This is a genomic window from Xanthomonas hyacinthi (assembly GCF_009769165.1).
GTDB lineage: Bacteria > Pseudomonadota > Gammaproteobacteria > Xanthomonadales > Xanthomonadaceae > Xanthomonas_A > Xanthomonas_A hyacinthi.
In genome coordinates this window covers 3721068-3738442 of record NZ_CP043476.1, presented here as the reverse complement: position 1 = coordinate 3738442, position 17375 = coordinate 3721068, and the positions used below count along the sequence as shown (strand labels likewise).

At 69.2% G+C, this 17375-nt stretch carries 13 protein-coding genes and 2 pseudogenes; 4 read left to right on the top strand and 11 right to left on the bottom strand.

The features are described 5' to 3' along the window. Positions 1 to 6 precede the first annotated feature (6 nt). The 4 genes from FZ025_RS16410 (at position 7) to dxs (ending at position 5804) form a co-directional block, all read left to right on the top strand. A complete protein-coding gene (locus tag FZ025_RS16410) occupies positions 7 to 1002 on the top strand; it encodes an HlyD family secretion protein (protein WP_046978951.1) in 996 nt (331 codons plus the stop codon). A gap of 188 nt (positions 1003 to 1190) precedes the next feature. Then, entirely contained in the window at positions 1191 to 2975 is a 1785-nt protein-coding gene (locus FZ025_RS16405) for an acyl-CoA dehydrogenase C-terminal domain-containing protein (protein WP_046978952.1), read from the top strand. Positions 2976 to 3077: 102 nt separating this feature from the next. Beyond that, positions 3078 to 3752: an HNH endonuclease gene (locus tag FZ025_RS16400; RefSeq protein ID WP_046978953.1), complete on the top strand. Its 675-nt coding sequence runs from the start codon at positions 3078 to 3080 to the stop codon at positions 3750 to 3752. 138 nt (positions 3753 to 3890) lie between these two features. Next, positions 3891 to 5804: a 1-deoxy-D-xylulose-5-phosphate synthase gene (gene dxs, locus FZ025_RS16395; protein ID WP_046978954.1), complete on the top strand. Its 1914-nt coding sequence runs from the start codon at positions 3891 to 3893 to the stop codon at positions 5802 to 5804. Positions 5805 to 5883: 79 nt separating this feature from the next. Here the strand turns inward: dxs and FZ025_RS16390 are convergent. The 11 genes and pseudogenes from FZ025_RS16390 to FZ025_RS16340 all read right to left on the bottom strand — a co-directional run. Beyond that, a pseudogene (locus FZ025_RS16390) lies at positions 5884 to 6219 on the bottom strand (TraB/GumN family protein); the annotation flags it as partial. Between the two features lie 84 nt (positions 6220 to 6303). Continuing rightward, complete coding sequence (locus FZ025_RS16385) at positions 6304 to 6774, bottom strand: cupin domain-containing protein (protein ID WP_046978956.1); 471 nt, start codon at positions 6772 to 6774, stop codon at positions 6304 to 6306. 94 nt (positions 6775 to 6868) lie between these two features. Further along, positions 6869 to 7666: a WecB/TagA/CpsF family glycosyltransferase gene (locus FZ025_RS16380; protein WP_046978957.1), complete on the bottom strand. Its 798-nt coding sequence runs from the start codon at positions 7664 to 7666 to the stop codon at positions 6869 to 6871. A gap of 82 nt (positions 7667 to 7748) precedes the next feature. Continuing rightward, a pseudogene (locus FZ025_RS16375) lies at positions 7749 to 8151 on the bottom strand (polysaccharide pyruvyl transferase family protein); the annotation flags it as partial. A gap of 54 nt (positions 8152 to 8205) precedes the next feature. Further along, positions 8206 to 9393, bottom strand: a complete 1188-nt coding sequence (locus FZ025_RS16370) for a GumK N-terminal domain-containing glycosyltransferase (RefSeq protein WP_046978958.1) — start codon at positions 9391 to 9393, stop codon at positions 8206 to 8208. A 52-nt stretch (positions 9394 to 9445) separates the two neighbouring features. Beyond that, on the bottom strand, positions 9446 to 10951 hold the full coding sequence (locus FZ025_RS16365; RefSeq protein WP_046978959.1) for a lipopolysaccharide biosynthesis protein: 1506 nt from the start codon (positions 10949 to 10951) through the stop codon (positions 9446 to 9448). Then, the gene (locus tag FZ025_RS16360) at positions 10948 to 11997 is read right to left on the bottom strand and encodes a GDP-mannose--glycolipid 4-beta-D-mannosyltransferase (RefSeq protein WP_046978960.1); all 1050 of its coding nucleotides are present in this window, start codon (positions 11995 to 11997) and stop codon (positions 10948 to 10950) included. The genes FZ025_RS16365 and FZ025_RS16360 overlap by 4 nt, the downstream gene beginning before the upstream one ends. Beyond that, positions 11994 to 13127 (bottom strand): glycosyltransferase family 4 protein, encoded by a 1134-nt coding sequence (locus FZ025_RS16355; RefSeq protein ID WP_046978961.1) that lies wholly within the window; start codon positions 13125 to 13127, stop codon positions 11994 to 11996. The genes FZ025_RS16360 and FZ025_RS16355 overlap by 4 nt, the downstream gene beginning before the upstream one ends. Before the next feature lie 43 nt (positions 13128 to 13170). Then, positions 13171 to 14268: an acyltransferase family protein gene (locus FZ025_RS16350; protein ID WP_046978962.1), complete on the bottom strand. Its 1098-nt coding sequence runs from the start codon at positions 14266 to 14268 to the stop codon at positions 13171 to 13173. Then, positions 14265 to 15521: a hypothetical protein gene (locus FZ025_RS16345; protein WP_046978971.1), complete on the bottom strand. Its 1257-nt coding sequence runs from the start codon at positions 15519 to 15521 to the stop codon at positions 14265 to 14267. Before FZ025_RS16345 ends, FZ025_RS16350 begins: the two co-directional genes overlap by 4 nt. Positions 15522 to 15762: 241 nt before the next feature. Beyond that, positions 15763 to 17223, bottom strand: a complete 1461-nt coding sequence (locus tag FZ025_RS16340; RefSeq protein WP_046978963.1) for an undecaprenyl-phosphate glucose phosphotransferase — start codon at positions 17221 to 17223, stop codon at positions 15763 to 15765. Positions 17224 to 17375 lie beyond the last annotated feature (152 nt).

Sequence of the window (17375 nt, the reverse complement as noted above, 5' to 3'; positions counted from 1 at the left end):
CCCGCCATGAAAATCCCCGCCCTGATCCGTTTCGGCCTGACCGCGGCGATCGTGCTGATCGCCGCCCTGCTCGCGCACGCGCTGTGGCGCCACTACATGCTGTCGCCATGGACCCGCGATGGCCGCATACGCGCCGAGGTGGTGCACATCGCCCCGGACGTATCCGGCCTGGTCGACGCGGTCGCGGTGGCCGACAACCAGCACGTCAAGCGCGGCGACCTGCTGTTCAGCATCGACCGCCGGCGCTTCGAGCTGGCGCTGGAGCAGGACCGTGCCGACCTGGCCTCCGCCCAGGCGCAGACGCGCTCGGCCACTGCCAGCATCTCCGCCGCGGTAGCCAGCCAGGCATCGAGCGAGGCCGCATTCCAGATGCGCCACGCCCAGGCCGAGCGCCGTGCCCGCGCCGCCTCGGCGTACTCCGACGAGGACGTTTCCGACGCCGATGCCACCGCACGCTCGGCACAGGCCGACCTGCACCGCAGCATCGCCGAGCGCGACGAGGCCGGCGCCACGCGGGCGCAGGCGCAGGCCACGGTCGCACAGTCCCAGGCCGCGGTCGACCTGGCCGAGCTGGACCTGCAGCGCACCCAGGTCCGCGCCACCGCCGACGGCTACATCACCAACCTGGACGTGCGCGTCGGCGACTATGCCCAGGCCGGCAGCGCGCGGCTGGCGCTGGTCCGCGACGATGCGATGTGGGTCTACGGCTATTTCGAGGAGACCAAGCTGCCGCGGGTGCACGTCGGCGATCGCGCCGACATCCGCATGATGAGCGGCGGGGTGCTGCTGCGCGGCCGGGTCGAGGGCATCGCCCGCGGCATCGCCGACAGCGACAACCCAACCGACACCACCCTGCTCGCCGACGTCAGCCCCACCTTCAACTGGATCCGCCTGGCGCAGCGGGTGCCGGTGCGGGTGCGCATCGACCCGGCCAGCGTGCCCAAGGACACGATCCTGGCGGCGGGCATGACCGCGACAGTGACGGTGCATGAGGGGCCGTGATTCGGGATTCGGGATTGGGGATTCGGGATTGGGGATTCGCAGAAGCCAACGGCGGACCTCCGATCTTCCACTCCGCGCGACGGCCGTTACGAATCCCGAATCTCCAATCCCCAATCTCCGCCCCACATCCATACGCCGTAGTATCCTGCGCACCTCGGCCGCGCCGCGGCCTCTGTCCGAGCGACCGCATGAGCATCTACCAAGCCCCGCTGACCGACCTGCGCTTCGCGCTGCACGACGTCCTGCAGGTGGAGACGCTGTTCGCCCGCCTGGGCTATGCCGAGGCCACCGCCGACGTGGTCGACGCCGTGCTGGAGGAAGCCGCGCGCTTCACCGGCAGCGTGCTGGCGCCGCTGAACCGGGTCGGCGACGAACACGGCTGCACGCTGGACGCGGCCACCGGTGCGGTCACCACTGCACCGGGCTTCCGCGAGGCCTACCGGCAGTTCGCCGAGGGCGGCTGGACCGGGCTGACCGCCGCGGTCGAGTTCGGCGGCCAGGGCCTGCCGCATACGCTGGGCGTGCCGCTCAACGAGATGGTCAACGCGGCCAATCTGGCCTGGGGCAACTTTCCGCTGCTGTCGCACGGCGCGGTCGAGGCGCTGAAGCAGCACGGCGAGGCCTGGCAGCAGGAAGTGTTCCTGAAGCCGCTGGTGGATGGCCGCTGGACCGGCACCATGTGCCTGACCGAGCCGCACTGCGGCACCGACCTGGGCCTGCTCAAGACCCGCGCCGAACCCAATGCCGACGGCAGCTGGTCGGTCAGCGGCACCAAGATCTTCATCACCGCCGGCGAGCACGACTTCACCGACAACATCGTGCATCTGGTGCTGGCGCGGCTGCCCGATGCCCCGGCCGGGGCCAAGGGCATCTCGCTGCTGGTGGTGCCGAAGTTCAAGGTCGCCCGCGACGGCAGCGTCGGCGCGCGCAACGCGGTGCGCTGCGGCTCGCTGGAACACAAGATGGGCATCCACGGCTCGGCCACCTGCGTGATGAACTTCGACGGCGCGCAGGGCTACCTGGTCGGCCAGCCGCACAAGGGCCTGCAGGCCATGTTTACGATGATGAACACGGCGCGGCTGGGCGTCGGCCTGCAAGGCATCGGCCTGTCCGAGCGCGCCTACCAGAACGCCCTGCGCTATGCGCGCGAGCGCCTGCAGTCGCGTTCGCTGACTGGCGCCAAGCTGCCGGACAAGCCGGCCGACCCGATCCTGGTGCACCCGGACGTGCGCCGCATGCTGCTGACGGTGAAGGCGCTGACCGAAGGCAGCCGCCTGCTGGCGCTGCACGCCGCGACCCTGATCGACATCGCCCACCATGCGCAGGATCCGGCCGAACGCGAGCAGGCCGACGTGCTGGTCAGTTTCCTGACCCCGATCTCCAAGGCCTGCCAGACCGAATGGGGCGTGGAGAACACCTATCACGCGCTGCAGTGCTTCGGCGGCCACGGCTACATCCACGAGCACGGCATGGAGCAGTTGGCGCGCGATGCGCGCATCACCACCTTGTACGAGGGCACCACCGGCATCCAGGCACTGGACCTGATCGGGCGCAAGACCGCGTCCAGCCAGGGCGCGGGGCTGAAGCTGTTCCTGGCGCAGATCGAGGCCTTCCTCGCCGAGCACGCCGACAACCCGGCGGTGGCCGAGTTCGTCGGCCCGCTGCGCGCGAAGGCCGGCGAATGGGCGGCGCTGACCAAGCGCATCCTGCAGCGCGCCGCCGGCAACGCCGACGAGCTGGGCGCGGCCAGCTACGACTACGTGTTCCATTCCGGCTACGTGGTGCTGGCCTACTGGTGGGCGCGCAGCGTCGCCGCCGCCGACGCCTCCGCGCACAGCGACGCGTTCAAGCAGTCCAAGCGCGAGACCGCGCGCTTCTACTACGCCAAGCTGCTGCCGCGCACGCTGACCCATGCCGCGGTGATCGAGGCCGGCGCCGAACCGCTGATGGCGATGGCCGACGCGCACTTCTGAGCGATACGCAGCGCCCGCCCGGCAGCATCGCGTGCCGGGCGCGCGGATCCGGCCCGCCTCGATACACACATCGTCAACAATCGGGTATAAGCTGTTGTCCCGATGGAGACAGACACAACAACGCTTGGTCTGATCGATACCGGAGCCTTCGCCGCTTCGGCCGGCGAGGCGTCGTTGCCGCCGCCCCCTCCCCCCCCTGTTCACGCCCATCTGCCTTCGGTGCGACTGCTGTCGCTGGATGCGCATGGCCGGGTGCTGGACTGGATCAACTGGCAGTCCGCCGCGTGCCTGTATGCGCGCGGCGCGGTGGCCTGGACCCTGGGCGAGCCGTGCATGCACATCCACGGCGGCATGTCGCGCGCCAGCGGCGAGCGCAGCGTGCTGCATCTGCATCCGATCATCGCCGCGCGCGGCCATGCCCGCGCGCGCGCGCTCGATCCCACGCCGACCCTGACCAATACCGCGCTGTTCGCCCGCGATGCGCAGCTGTGCCTGTACTGCGGCCAGCAGTTCAGCCGCCCGCAACTGACCCGCGACCATGTCATGCCGGTGTCCAAGGGCGGCCGCGACACTTGGGAAAACGTGGTCACCGCGTGTTTCCACTGCAATTCGCGCAAGGGCAACCGCACCCCGCAGCAGGCGTCGATGCCGCTGCTGGCGGTCCCCTACCGGCCGAGCTGGATCGAGCACCTGATCCTGTCCAACCGCAACATCCTCGCCGACCAGATGTCGTTCCTGAAGGCGCAATTGCCCAAGCGCTCCAAGCTGTCGGTCTGAATCGCACGCCGCCGCGCACTGCGACGGATTGCCGCACCTGCCCTGCACCGCGGCCTGCGCCCGTGCGCAACTGAACGGGTTGCTTGCCCGTACCCGGAATGGGGAGGAAAATGACCGGTCAGCTGAACCCTAATCCCGATGATCGACCCCACCCGCTATCCGCGCCTCGCGCGCATCCAGATCCCCGCCGAACTGCGCCGCTTCGAGGAGTTGGAGCTGCCGGCGATCGCGGAGGAACTGCGCGCCTACCTGATCGAGTGCGTCGGCAAGAGCGGCGGCCATTTCGGCGCCGGCCTGGGCGTGATCGAACTCACCGTGGCCCTGCACTATCTCTACGACACCCCTGTCGACCAATTGGTGTGGGACGTCGGCCATCAGACCTATCCGCACAAGATCCTCACCGGGCGCCGCGACCGGATCCATTCGGTCAAGCAGGCCGGCGGCGTGGCGCCGTTTCCCAAGCGCGAGGAAAGCGAATACGACACCTTCGGCGTCGGCCATTCCTCCACCTCGATCTCCGCGGCGCTGGGCATGGCCATCGCGCTGCAGCGCGCCGGCGACGAGCGCAAGGTGGTGGCGGTGATCGGCGACGGCGCGATGACTGCGGGCATGGCCTACGAGGCCTTGAACCACGCCGGCGGCATGGACCCGGAACCGAACCTGCTGGTGATCCTCAACGACAACCGCATGTCGATCTCCGAGGCGGTCGGCGGGGTCACCAAGATGCTCGGCCGGATGAGCGGCAGCAAGACCCTCAATGCGATCCGCGAGAGCGGCAAGAAGATCCTCGGCGACAAGAAGAGCAACCCCACCGCGCGTTTCGTGCGCCGCTGGGAAGAGCACTGGAAGGGCATGTTCGTGCCGTCCACGCTGTTCGAGGAGATGGGCTTCCACTACACCGGGCCGATCGACGGCCACGACCTGCCGGCGCTGATCGGCGCGCTGAAGACGCTGCAGACGCTGAAGGGACCGCAGCTGCTGCACGTGATCACCACCAAGGGCAAGGGCTACGAGCTGGCCGAGGGCGACCAGATCGGCTACCACGCGGTCGGCCCGTTCGATCCCAGCAAGGGCCTGGTGTCCAAGCCGGGCGCCAAGGCGCCGACCTATACCGACGTGTTCGGCGACTGGGTCTGCGACATGGCCGCGGCCGAGCCGGCGCTGCTGGCGATCACCCCGGCGATGCGCGAAGGCTCGGGCCTGGTGCGCTTCAGCAAGGAATACCCGCAGCGCTACTTCGACGTGGCGATCGCCGAGCAGCACGCGGTGACGCTGGCCGCGGGCATGGCCGCGCAGGGCGCCAAACCGGTGGTGGCGATCTACTCGACCTTCCTGCAGCGCGGCTACGACCAGCTGGTGCACGACGTGGCGCTGCAGCAGCTCGACGTGCTGTTCGCGATCGACCGCGGCGGCGTGGTCGGCCCCGACGGCGCCACCCACGCCGGCAACCTGGATTTGAGCTTCCTGCGCTGCGTACCGCATCTGCTGGTGATGGCCCCGGCCGACGAGGCCGAGTGCCGGCAGATGCTCAGCACCGGCCTGCAGCACGCCGGCCCGGCCGCGGTGCGCTATCCGCGCGGCACCGGTCCCGGCGTGGCGCCCGGCACGGCGCTGGACACGCTGCCGATCGGCAAGGCGCAGGTCCGCGCGAACGGCGCCACGCTGGCGCTGCTGGCGTTCGGCGCGACCGTGGCCGCGGCCGAACAGGTCGGCCGCGAACTTGGCCTGAGCGTGGTCAACATGCGCTTCGTCAAGCCGCTGGATCGCGCCTTGCTGCTGGAACTGGCGCGCAGCCACGACGGCTTCGTGACCATCGAGGACAACGTGGTGGCCGGCGGCGCCGGCTCCGGCGTGGCCGAGCTGCTCAATGCCGAAGGCGTGCTGCGCCCGCTGCTGCAGCTGGGCCTGCCCGACGCGTTCCAGCACCATGCCAGCCGCGAGCAGTTGCTGGCCGAAGCCGGCATCGATGCCGCCGGCATCCGCACCGCGATCCTGGCGCGCTGGCCACAGCTGGCGGCCGGCGCCAATCCGCCACGCACCGCGGCCGGCTGAGCGCCGCCAGGTTCCGTGGTGCGGCCTGTGCCGCCGGCAGCACCTGCTGCAAGGTCTGGTCGTCCGGGTTGCGCCGCGCCTTGAGCAGCGACGGCAGCAGCAGCATGCTGCGCAACACGCCCAGGTTGGAGGACAGCGACAGCGTCGGTGCGGCGATGACCTGCTGCGATCGGGCGATCGCCCGCTCCACCGCGCCCGACTCCCATTGCATGCGCTTGGGCAGCGGCGACAACGCGCCCAGGATCCACACGTGGTCGCCGCGGCGCACCTGCCACAGGCCAGGACCGGGCAGGCGGCCGGTCACCAGCACCGCATCCAGGTCGACCACCGGCGCGGCGGGCGACGGCGCGGACGGCGGCGGGGGCTGCTGCGCCGCCGCCGGCGCCGCCAACGCCAGCAATATCGCCGCCCCCATGCCTCTCAACGCGTTCGCCAAAGGCAGCGCAGCACTCTCCAGGGATGTGGCGCGACGCTGCAGATCCGGCGCGGTGCGAGGATGTTAGCCCGCCAGCTTGGGCAGGTACGCGGCCAGCGGATCGGTGGCGGGCAGCAATTCGAAGCGTTCCCACAAAAATCCTGGCGCCACCACGCAACGCACCAGGCTATAGTCGTCCAGCGGCCGCGCCGCCTGCCAGCTACCGGCCCGGATCACCACCGCGGGCAGGCCGCCGCGCTCGCTGGCGTCCATCCGGTAGCGCTGCAGACCGTGCTGCGGATCGAAACTCAGCAATTCCAGCGCGCCGCCCTCCTCCCATTGCCAGGTTTCGTCGGCATCGATCCGATGCCAATCGCTGCACTCGCCGCGCACCAGCAGGAAGCGGATCGCGGTGCAGGCCGGGCGCGTGATGCCCTCGTGCTGGACCTGCAGCGCGGAGGTGTGCACGCGCGCATAGCGCCCGCCCTCCGGGTGCGGCAGCAGCGACAAGTCGCGCAACAAGGTGGCGATGCGGGGGGACGATTCCGTAGACATGACGCAGTCTAATCCAGCCGGCCGTGCCTACGCACGCGGGCATCACAGGCAGGCGACGGCGCCGTCAGCGAGAACCCGTGCGCGGTTGCCGCACTCAGGACGCCTGTGGGCCGCCGGCCGCGGCCGCGCCGCCGGGCAGGTGCCGGCCGTTGCGCAGGCATACGCCGAAGAACACCAGCAGATCCCAGCTATAGCGCTTGAGCAGGCGCCGCGGCTCGCGCAACAGGCGGTACATCCACTCCATGTGCAATCGGCGCACCCAATCCGGCGCACGCTGGGCATTGCCGGACAGGAAATCCAGCAGCGCGCCGACCCCGAACAGCAAGGGCGCGCGCAGCTGCGCGGCATGCTCGAGGATCCAGGTTTCCTGCAGCGGATTGCCGAACGCCACCAGTACCACGTCGGCGCCGCTGGCGTTGATGCGTTCGGTCAGGGCGCCGCCGGCGGCCGTGAACTCGGCATAGCCGTCGCAGGTACCGACCACGTCCTGGCCCAGCGTCTGCCGCAACATCTGCGCGGCGGCCTGGGCCACGCCCGGACGCCCGCCGAGCAGGAAGAAGCGCAGCGGCCGCCGGCTGTGCCGGCACAGGTACGGAATCAGGTCGGTGCCGTTGAGGTTGCCGGCGAAGCGGCGGCCATGCACCAGCAGCGCGCCCAGGTCCATGCCGATGCCGTCGTTGACGATGCGCACGCCCGGCGCGCGCAGGCGCGCGCGCAGCGCCTGGCACTGCACCACGAAGTTGGTGTTGGCGAAGAACACCTGGCACTGCTCGCCACGCGCCTGCGCCTGGAACAGCGCATGCGCGAACGCCGCTTCGGTGGTGCGCAGGATCGGATAGCCGCCCAGCGCCATCACCTCCTGGCGCCCGGCCTGCGGGTCACCGGAGGTCATGGGGAAAACTCTCCAACAGACCGCGCTGCACGGCGTTCAGATCGAATGCGGCGTTGCCGGCACTCCTCCACGCTGAGGTCGGCATGCCACTGCGCGGGAAGCACAGCGGCATCAGCAGCCCGGGATCGCTGTAGCTCTCCGGCACCTCCAGGCCACGCTCGCGCAGCAACGCGCGGGTCTTGGGTCCGCGCACGGCACGCACGTCGAGCGTGCGGAAGCCGTGCCGATCTGCCGGGATCTTGCCGTTGACGCCGCTGCCCCACACCGTGTCGCCATCGCTGGCGCAATGCAGCACCGAGCCGATCGCGATCAGGCGCTTGCGCTTGTCGCGCTTGTGCAGCAGGGTCCGGTCGCGCCGCCCCGGCACGTTGGACACGATGATCTTGGACAGATGATCGCCGACGTTGATCTCCCCCGTTCTCCGGTTTCCACCAGAACAGCGCGCGGCGTTCTTGGTAATCGATCCATTTTTGCAATGCGGACAATGCAGAACCCTCCTTTTGGTGCGCGCATGGCGCTCGATGGCGAATGCGCCCTGGTCAGGCGGCATCGCCTGCGAAAAGCCGGGTTTCCGGATAGGCCGACGGATCCAGGACACGGTCCGTGGTTTCGGACCAGCTCAGGCATTGGCGATGGCGCACGTGCGGCGCCTGCAGCGCCTTTTCGATCGCCGCCACGATCGAGGCCTCGTCGCCCGGGGTATAGCCGAAGCGCGACTGGTAACTGCCGACCACCGCGTTCGGGCACACCGCCGGCAGGCCGAAGAAGTCGTACTGCAGCAGCTTCATCGAGCTGTCGGCCAGATACACCGGCACCTGCTCGGAGGCATACGGCGCGATGCCGAAGCGCGCGTGCTTGATGTAGCCGATGGTCTCGGCGTGCTTCATCTCCCCGTACACCAGCACGTTGTCGCCGTAGCCCGGCGCACGGCCCATGCCCGAGCCGATCACGTGGAAGGTGACCTGCGGGAAGGCGCGGCTGGCGGCGACGAAAAACGCGGGATCGAACAGCATCGAACCCACCGCCACCGCATGGATGCCCTCGCCATACGGAGACGGGTCGCCGAGCGTGTCCAGGTTGTGGTCCACGCCATGGCCGACATGGAACACGTTGTGGCGGCTGGAGATCTCCTCGGCCATCGCCGGCGACACCAGCGCGATCACGTCCAGGCTCGGCGCCACGCGCTCGAACTCGCGCTCGATGTAGTCGGCGACATTGATCGTGCTGAGGCCGTCGGAGGCGCGGTAGACCTTGCGCGCGGTCGGATTGATCCGCGCCGCCAGCGCGATGAAGGCCACCGCGATGCCGCTTTCGAACACGATCACGTCCGCCTCGCGCATCCAGCGCAGCAGCGTGGCCGGCGGCCTGGCCGCGTACAGCTTGAACATCAGGTCTTCCAGCGGCCGCAGCCAGCGCCGCCGCGTGTTGAACGGGTGCAGCGGCGCGCGCCACAGGTAGCAGTCCACGCCCTTGTGGGCGACCACGGTATTGGCGGTGGCGTCCAGCGGCAGCCGCAGGTCGCCCTTGAGCCGCGACAGCAGGCTGTAGCGCAGCGAGAAGAAGCGCGTGGTGCCGCGCTTGGCCAGCTCGTCGGCGATGAAGTGGATGTTGGCGCGGCGCGGCGTGCGGTAGTCGTGCGCCGACAACACCAGATAGCACGGCGGACGTCCGCCAATGGCCGCGGCCGGTGCCGCGGCGAGCGTCGCCGACGCGGAAGAATCGCTCATGCCATCGCTCCTTTGCGGTAAGGGTGTTCGGGAAAAATCGCCTGCTCGCGCGTCATCGCTTGGCCCTGGCATCGCGCAATAGCGTGCGCATGTTGAGGATCGCCATCACGTCGCGGCGGAATGCCGGCCACAGCGCGAACACCAGCACGCAGCCCAGCGCCATCGCCACGGCGCCCACCGCCAGCTGCTGCCACAGCGAACTGCCGCCCCAGTGCTGCGCGGCGAAGTACGCCGCCACACCGGCCGCGCCGTAGCCGAGGATCGCGCGCAGGCCGTTGTTGAACAGCTCCAGCGCCGGTACCTGCGGCGCCACCTTGGCAATCCAGATCACCGACAGCGGCCACATCACCAGCAGGCCCAGCGTGTAGCCGACGGTCACGCCCATCACGCCCCACACCGAGCCGGCGAAGATGCAGGCGATCAGCATCACCCGCCCGACCACCGAGTACACCAGCTGCTGGCGCATCAGGCCGTGCGCCAGGAACACCCAGTAGGTGGCGTAGGAGGCGGTCTGGAAGATGCCGCCGAGGGTCAGCACCTGGAACAGCGGCACCGCCGGGCGCCATTGTTCGCCGAGCACCAGCACGATCAGCGGCAACGCCAGCGCGCAAGCGCAGGAGAACAGCGCCACGATCAGGTGCACCATCACCGTCTGCCCGCGCAGCAGGAAGCTGCCGAAGCGCGGCGGATCGTCCTGCAGCTGCGACAGCACCGGCAGCGCCACCGAGGTGGCCGGCGCATTGATCTGGTTCAGCGGCATCATCAGCAGCTGGAACGCGCGGTTGTACAGGCCCAGCGCCTCGGCACCGATGCGGTGGCCGATGATCACCTGGCCGACGTTGCGGCTGGCGTAGCCGAGCAGCTGCGCGGCCATCAGGTTCCAGCCGAAGCTCAGGAACGCACGCATCGGCGCGTCGCGGCGGTAGCCGCGCGGCAGCCAGCGCGCGCAGGCGCCGGCGATGGCCAGATTGACCAGCGCCTGCACCACCTGCTGCCACACCAGCGCCCAGTAGCCGTAGCCGGCCAGGGCCACGCCGACCCCGGCGATCAGGCCCATGACCTGCGCGCCGACATCGCTCAGCGACACCTGGCCGAAGCGCAGCCCGCGGCTGAGATGCGCGCGGTACTGGGTGGTCATGCCGTTGAGCAGGAAGGTCACCGCCAGCGCCTGCGAGATGCCCAGCAACACCGGCTCGCGATAGAAGTGCGCGATCCACGACGAGGACAGGAACACCACGATCGCCAACACCAGGCCGATGCCGCTGTTGATCCAGAACAGGTTGTCGCGCTGCTCGCGGCTGACGTGCTTGGCCTGGATCGCGGCCGAGGACAGGCCGAAGTCGCGCAGGATCTCGGCCATGCCGACGATCGCGGTGACCATCGCCATCAGGCCGTAGTCGTAAGGGGTCAGCAGCCGCGCCAGCAGCACGATGCCGCCGAACTGCACCACCATCTTCGCCAGCTGCCCGGCCATGGTCACCGCCGCGCCACCGGCCGCGCGCGCGCCGAGGCTGCGCTGCGGCGGTGCTGCGGGACCCGGCGATTCGGCCGCGCTCATGCCGGCGCCTCGCTGCGCACGCCGCGCGCATCCAGATAGCTGCGGTAGTGCTGCAGGCCGATCGCGCTCCAGTCGCGCCGCGACAGGTCCGGCACCGCGTCGGCGGGCAGGCGCTGCGCCTGCGCCAGTGCGTTGGCCAGCTGCACTGCATTCAGCTCGTCCTGGTACAGCAGCACCCACTGCGGCCCGACCTCTTCGGCGATCGCCGCATTGGCCGCGCTCCACGGCGCCAGCACCGGCCGCGCCAGCGACAAGGCCAGCAGCAGCGTGCCGGAGTTGTGCATCTGCCGGTACGGCAGCACCACCAGTTCGGCCTCGCCGACCTCGCGCGCCAGCACCTCGTCTTCCACGTACTGCAGGCGCGCGCTGATCCGCGGATCGGCGGCGCAGGCCTGTTCGACCACGGCGCGGATCTCCGAATTGATCGGATTGCCGGCGATGCGCAGGCTCAGCGCCGGATCGGGCAGGCCCTGCAGCGTGGCGATCAGCGTCTCCACGCCCTTGTACGGGCGCAGCAGGCCGAAGTGCAGCAGGCGTCCGCGCACCCGCGGCGGCTGCGGCATCGCCGCGTACCAGTCGCGGTAGTGGCCGTGCAGGATGGTGTCGGTGGCCGGCGCGCGCTCGGGCGTGGTCGCGTTGATGCGGATCCAGCGCGCGGTCAGGCGGTCGGTCCAGCGCAGCAGCAGGCGCTCGCGCCAGCCCTTGTCCTCGTGCGGGGCCACGTTGTGCAGGGTGCGCACCAGCGGCACACCGCCGAACCTGAGCCGCAGCAGCAGCAGCGCCATGCACGCCTGCTTGGCCAGCGTGCCCAGGCCGGTGCGGTGCCGCATCATGTATTCCGGCCAATGCACGTGCAGCACGTCGTAGCGCGACAGCAGCGCCGCGCGCATCGAGAAGAAGCGCAGCTGCACCTGCTGCGGCAACGCCGCATACAGCTGGGTCAGGTAGGGATTGGTGGTCGCGGTCGGCCGTTCGGTCGACAGCAGCACGCTGATCGCCGGGCCGGCCACGCGCGCATCGCCGCTGCAGCGCGGTTCGCCGCTCATCGCGCGCCCTCCGCGGTGCCCAGTGCCGCGTGGTATTCGTTCAGATAGGCGCCGACCACGTGCTCCCAGTCGTAGCGCTGCGCATAGGCCATGGCCGCCTGCCGCTGCGCGGCGAAGCTCGCATCGGTCGCGGCCGCATAGGCCTGCACCGCGTCGGCGGCACGCTGCGGATCGGCCGCATCCACCAGCACCCCCTGCGCCGATTCGCGCACCAGGCGCGCGAACGGCGGGATATCGCTCAGCACCGGCAGCAGGCCGGCGCTCATCGCCTCGACCGCGGCCAGGCCGAAGCCCTCGTGCCGCGACAGGCATACGAAATACTGCGCGCTGCCGAGCAGCCGCGCCAATTCCTCCTGCGACGGCGCCGCGTGCAGCTGCACGCGCTCCTGCAGCCCGCGTTCGGCGATCGCCTGCAGCAGGTCGGCCTGGCTGAAGTCGTATTCGCGCCCGGCCACGATCAGCTGCCATGCCGGATCCTGCGCCGCCAGCGCGCGCAGCAGGTCCAGCGTCTGCAGCAGGCCCTTGTTGACCGACCAACGCCCGAAATAGATCAGCGTGCGCCCCGGCGTCGCGCTGCCCTGCCCGGCGAACTTGCCGACGTCCACGCCGTTCTCGATCACCCGCAGGCGCTGCGGCGCGACCACCGCGGAGAACACCTGGCCGTCGTTCTCGCTGGTCGCCACGACCCGCGCATAGGCCCAGGCCGAGGCCCGGGTCAGGGTCTTGAACCACAGCATCTTCAGCCGCGAGGCATAGGTGGTATGGAAGAAACCGCCATGGGTGGAGACGATCATCGGCGTGCCATGCAGGACCCGGGTCAAGGCCAGGAAGTCGTAGAAGAAATCGATGCCGTGCACGTGCACCAGATCGGCGCCGCGCAGCGCGGCCAGCACCTTCGGCGCCAGCGGATAGCGCGAGGAGCCGCGGAACGGCAGCCGCAGGATCGGCACGCCCTGGTAGGCATCGCGCTGCGCCAGCCGCTCCTGCGGCCGGGTGAAGACCCGGTCCAGGGTGACCACCTCGACCTGATCGCGGCCCTGCTGCAGATGCCGCCGCGCGATGTTCAGCGCGACCTCCTCCATGCCGCCCACGGACGGATGGAACTGGCGCACGACGTGGACCACCTTCATCGCTCGCTCCCGTGCGCCAGTGCACAACATTGCGACGGCGCCATCAGGGCGCCTCCAGCCGTGCCGGCTCGCGTCGCAGCCCGATCATCCACGGCGCCAGGCGCACGATCACCGCGCGGATCGGCACGCTGGCGAGCACCGCGAACACGCTCACCGACACCGCCCAGGCCGGACCCCAGGCATCGCCGCGGACCAGGCCGGTACGGCTGGCCACCCCGGCCATGATCGAGAACAGCAGCGTATGCGTGCACAGGATCAGCAAGGTGTTGCGTCCGATCCACTGCAGCCACGCCCAGTCCTGCACCAGCCGCGCCGCGCACAGCGCCATCGCGCTGCCGAGCAGGCTGGCGGCGAGGAAGCCGAGCGGCGAATGGCCGAACTTCATCATGTTCACGTCCACCCGGCCGTTGTTCCAGGCGATCGCGAACCACGCCGCCGCGAGCAGCAACGCCGCCACGGCATTGCCAGTGCGACTGGTCGGCAACTGGCCGCTGCGCTTGGCCGCGGCCGCGCCGATCGCGAAGAAGCACAACGACACCGGGAGTACATCCAGCGCAAACGGAAGCCGGTAATCCTGGGTCGGGAACCAGATCGCCCAGCCCCAGGCCAGCAGCAGGGACAGCAGCGCCAGCGCGTCCAGCGACAGGCGCCGGCGCAGGTACAGATAGCTCAGCGTGGTCACGAACAGCGCCGGCAGGAACCACAGCACCGGCATCACGTACAGCTTGGGTCCGATGCCGCTGACCAGGCCCAGCAGCGGTTCCCACCACGGCCGGTCGCCCCACAGCTGCGCCTTGGAACCGATGTTGCGAGTCAGCATCCAGTACGCGTACGCGACCAGAAAGAACGCCAGATACGGCAGCAGCAGGCTGCGCGCCAGCTTGGTCCAGGTCGCCATGCCCAGCGGCCGCTTGCCGAACGCCTCACCGACCCAGCCGGACAGCACGAAGAACATCGGCACATGGAAGCTGTAGGCCAGGATCACATAGGCCTGCGGGATGCCTTTGGCGTGGCCGAACACCACCAGCAGGATCGCCAGCGCCTTGGCCGCATCGATGCGCGCATCGCGGGTGCCGCGCACGCCGGTGCGGGCCGGTTGCTCGGCCAGCACCGTCTGCAGCGGCTGTGCGGGCGCGCTCATGTCGGCACCGCCGCACGCGGCGTGGTATCGGTTGCCGGCGGCAACGCATCCGCCGCTGCGCGCCGCGGCACCATCTGCCACAGGCAGCCGCAGACGAACCACCACAGCGCCGCGGTCTTGATCGAGAAATAGCCGTTGGACACCAGCAGGCTCAGCGCGAACGCGAAGATCAGCAGGTTCTTGAACAGCTGGCCTTCGATCGTGCGCATCAGCATCGCGAACGAATAGGCGAGCAGGAACGCCAGCACCAGCACCACCGACTGCGAGGAGATGAAATAGGCGATGCCGCTGTCGAAGTATTTGTACGGCGTGTCGAAATCCAGGCCCAGCCACGACTCGGCGGTCATGTTGCGGATCGAATAGACGGTGAAGAACACCCGCCCCAGGGTGGTGTCCTCGTAGCTCTGGATGCCGGACGCCCACACCATCAGCCACGCGCCCAGCAACACGCCGAAGAAGATCAGAAAGCCCAGACGCTGGTCCATGCGCAGCAGCAGCGGGGTCAGCGCCACCATCATCACGCAGGTGCCGGCGGCCAGGCGCCCGTCCGAGGCCACGATCAGGAAGCCGATCATCGCCACCGACGCCACGATCCCCACCGGCCGCATCCAGCGCCAGAAGGTCAGCAGGATCGCGGTGAAGAAGATGATGAAGTTGCCCATCGTCACCGGCTCGATGAACACCGAGGAGGCGCGTGGCAGATTGGAGGACGGCAGGAAGTTGCGCGCGCCGGGCCGGGTCGCGCTGACGAACAGGTTGCTGTCCTGATTCCAGAAACTCGACGCGCTGGCGCCGCGCGCATTGACGAAGAAGCTCTTGGGATTGACCACATCGCCGTAGACCTTGGGCAACGCCAGCTCGAACGCCGCCACCAGCGACACGATCAGCGCCATGCGCAGGAACAGTTTGGGCAGCGAACCGGTATAGGCGGCGCCCAGCACCAGGAACGCGAACGGGATCAGCGCGTCGCGGAAGAACTTGGGATCGATCGACCAGACCAGGAACAGCCGCAGCAGCATCAGCACCGCCAGCAAGCCGATGCCGGTGAACACCATCGCCGTCCGCTTGCGGTCCAGCGACCACAGTCCGATCAGGAAACAGGCGCCGTAGATCGCCAGTTCCACCACATAGGTCATGGCCGGACTGACCCGGAACACCTTGGCGTTCACCACCGCGAGCAGGAGGTTGTAGCCGATGGCGAACAACAGCACCAGCTCGATCAGCAGGTTGTGGCGCTGCTCGCGCAGCGTCATCGCCGGTGCGTTCACGGGCGCGGTCAGCACGCGGCACCTTGCCCCGCAGCGCGGCACGATCCAGCGCGCCACGACAACGACCGCAGTGGCGCAACTGCGGCGCCCCCGGCGCCGACGCCGCCGGTGGCCGCGATGGCGCTGCAGGATGCGCCCCTGGCGCTGCCATCCCCGCTGCCGACGGCGGCGACGAGGTGGCGCCGGCAGCGGGAACGGTCGGCGCGATAACGGTACATCGGGCGCATCAGTAGGCGGTCTTCTGCCCGAGCACCTTCACTGCGGTGAGCACGATGATCCGCGTATCCAGCCACAGCGACCAGCGCCGGATGTAGTCCAGATCGTACTGGATGCGCTTCTTCATCGTCCGCAGCTCCGGCGTCTCGCCGCGGAACCCGTTGACCTGGGCCCAGCCGGTGATGCCCGGCTTGACGTAGTGCCGCTGCATGTAATGGTTGATCAGCTTCTCGTAGTGGGTATTGTGCTGCGCCGCATGCGGCCGCGGCCCCACCACCGACATGCTGCCGCCGAGCACGTTGAACAGTTGCGGCAGCTCGTCCAGGCTGCTGCGGCGCAGGAACGCGCCGAACGGGGTGACCCGGCTGTCGCCGCGCTTGGCCTGCACCACCACGTCGCTGGGTTCCTGCTGCACGCGCATCGAGCGGAACTTGTACATGTAGAACTCGCGCCCGCCCAGGCCATGGCGGCGCTGGCGAAAGAACACCGGGCCCGGCGAACTCAGCTTCACGCCGACCGCAATCGCCAGCATCAGCGGCCACAGCATCGCCAGCGCGGCCAGCGCGACCAGCTTGTCCTGCAGCGCCTTGGCGACCACGAAGTAGGTGTTGCGGTCGACCCCGCCCTGGCGCAGGTTGATCACCGGCACGTTGCCGATCTGGTCGCCGGACTGGTTGAGCATGCCGAAGTCGAACAGGTCCGGGATCAGCCTGACCTGGATCGGGTAGCGGTCCATCTGCTGCAGCAGCTGCTTGATGTGGTCGCGCTCGCCCAGCGGCAGCGAGATCCACACCTGCTCGACCTCGTTGTTGTTGAGGTAGTCGATCAGCGATTCCGGCGTGCCCGCCCCCAGGCACTGCAGCTTCTGCGGATGATCGGCCACCGACAGGTCGTAGTCGCTGCTGAAATAGCCGACCAGCTGCATGCCGACCCACGGATTGCGGCTCAGGTAGTTGTGGATCTTGACCACCGGATGGCGCAGGCCGACCACCACCACGCGCTGCACGTCCACGCCTTCCGAACGCAGGTGGTTGAGCACACCGCGCACCATGGTGCGCGAGACCAGCAGCGTGGCCAGGCTGGTGGCGAACCACAGGCCGATCCACAGCCGCGAGACCTGCTGCCCGAACTGCACCACGAAGGCGTGCACCGCGAACAGCGCGAACACGCCGCCGCAGGCCAGGCTCAGCACCATCATCTCGCGCAGCAGGCCGCGTCCGCGCCAGCTGCGGTACAGCGGGAACAGCGCGAAGCAGATCACCGCGTACAGCAAGGTGGTGCCGATCGCGACCCGGTAAGGCGCCTCCGGCAACCAGCTGGAGAACAGCAGGCGGTGGGTCGCCAGCGCGCCGGCGACGATCACCGTCAGATCCGACACGCGTAGCAGGATGTCCGCGGCGGCTGCATATTTGGACAGCAGGCGCGGGGACGACGTTGTATAGGTGGCGCTACTCAGGTCTGCCAGAAGCATGGTCGGGATTCCCATCCAAACTCGGTCGGAGGCATGCGGGGGAACATGCGACGTGTGCGAGCCTCGATCTCATCTGCCAGTGGACCGCTGCGGTGCCTTCCTCACCGACCCCAGGTCCACGGCAGCCCGTGTTATTTCAAAACAAGAACGAC

Bases quoted from the DNA above. Each gene is read 5' to 3' on its own strand.
- FZ025_RS16410 (WP_046978951.1), top strand. From the start codon at position 7: ATGAAAATCCCCGCCCTGATCCGTTTCGGCCTGACCGCGGCGATCGTG.
- FZ025_RS16405 (WP_046978952.1), top strand. From the start codon at position 1,191: ATGAGCATCTACCAAGCCCCGCTGACCGACCTGCGCTTCGCGCTGCAC.
- FZ025_RS16400 (WP_046978953.1), top strand. From the start codon at position 3,078: ATGGAGACAGACACAACAACGCTTGGTCTGATCGATACCGGAGCCTTC.
- dxs (WP_046978954.1), top strand. From the start codon at position 3,891: ATGATCGACCCCACCCGCTATCCGCGCCTCGCGCGCATCCAGATCCCC.
- FZ025_RS16385 (WP_046978956.1), bottom strand. From the start codon at position 6,774: ATGTCTACGGAATCGTCCCCCCGCATCGCCACCTTGTTGCGCGACTTG.
- FZ025_RS16380 (WP_046978957.1), bottom strand. From the start codon at position 7,666: ATGACCTCCGGTGACCCGCAGGCCGGGCGCCAGGAGGTGATGGCGCTG.
- FZ025_RS16370 (WP_046978958.1), bottom strand. From the start codon at position 9,393: ATGAGCGATTCTTCCGCGTCGGCGACGCTCGCCGCGGCACCGGCCGCG.
- FZ025_RS16365 (WP_046978959.1), bottom strand. From the start codon at position 10,951: ATGAGCGCGGCCGAATCGCCGGGTCCCGCAGCACCGCCGCAGCGCAGC.
- FZ025_RS16360 (WP_046978960.1), bottom strand. From the start codon at position 11,997: ATGAGCGGCGAACCGCGCTGCAGCGGCGATGCGCGCGTGGCCGGCCCG.
- FZ025_RS16355 (WP_046978961.1), bottom strand. From the start codon at position 13,127: ATGAAGGTGGTCCACGTCGTGCGCCAGTTCCATCCGTCCGTGGGCGGC.
- FZ025_RS16350 (WP_046978962.1), bottom strand. From the start codon at position 14,268: ATGAGCGCGCCCGCACAGCCGCTGCAGACGGTGCTGGCCGAGCAACCG.
- FZ025_RS16345 (WP_046978971.1), bottom strand. From the start codon at position 15,521: ATGACGCTGCGCGAGCAGCGCCACAACCTGCTGATCGAGCTGGTGCTG.
- FZ025_RS16340 (WP_046978963.1), bottom strand. From the start codon at position 17,223: ATGCTTCTGGCAGACCTGAGTAGCGCCACCTATACAACGTCGTCCCCG.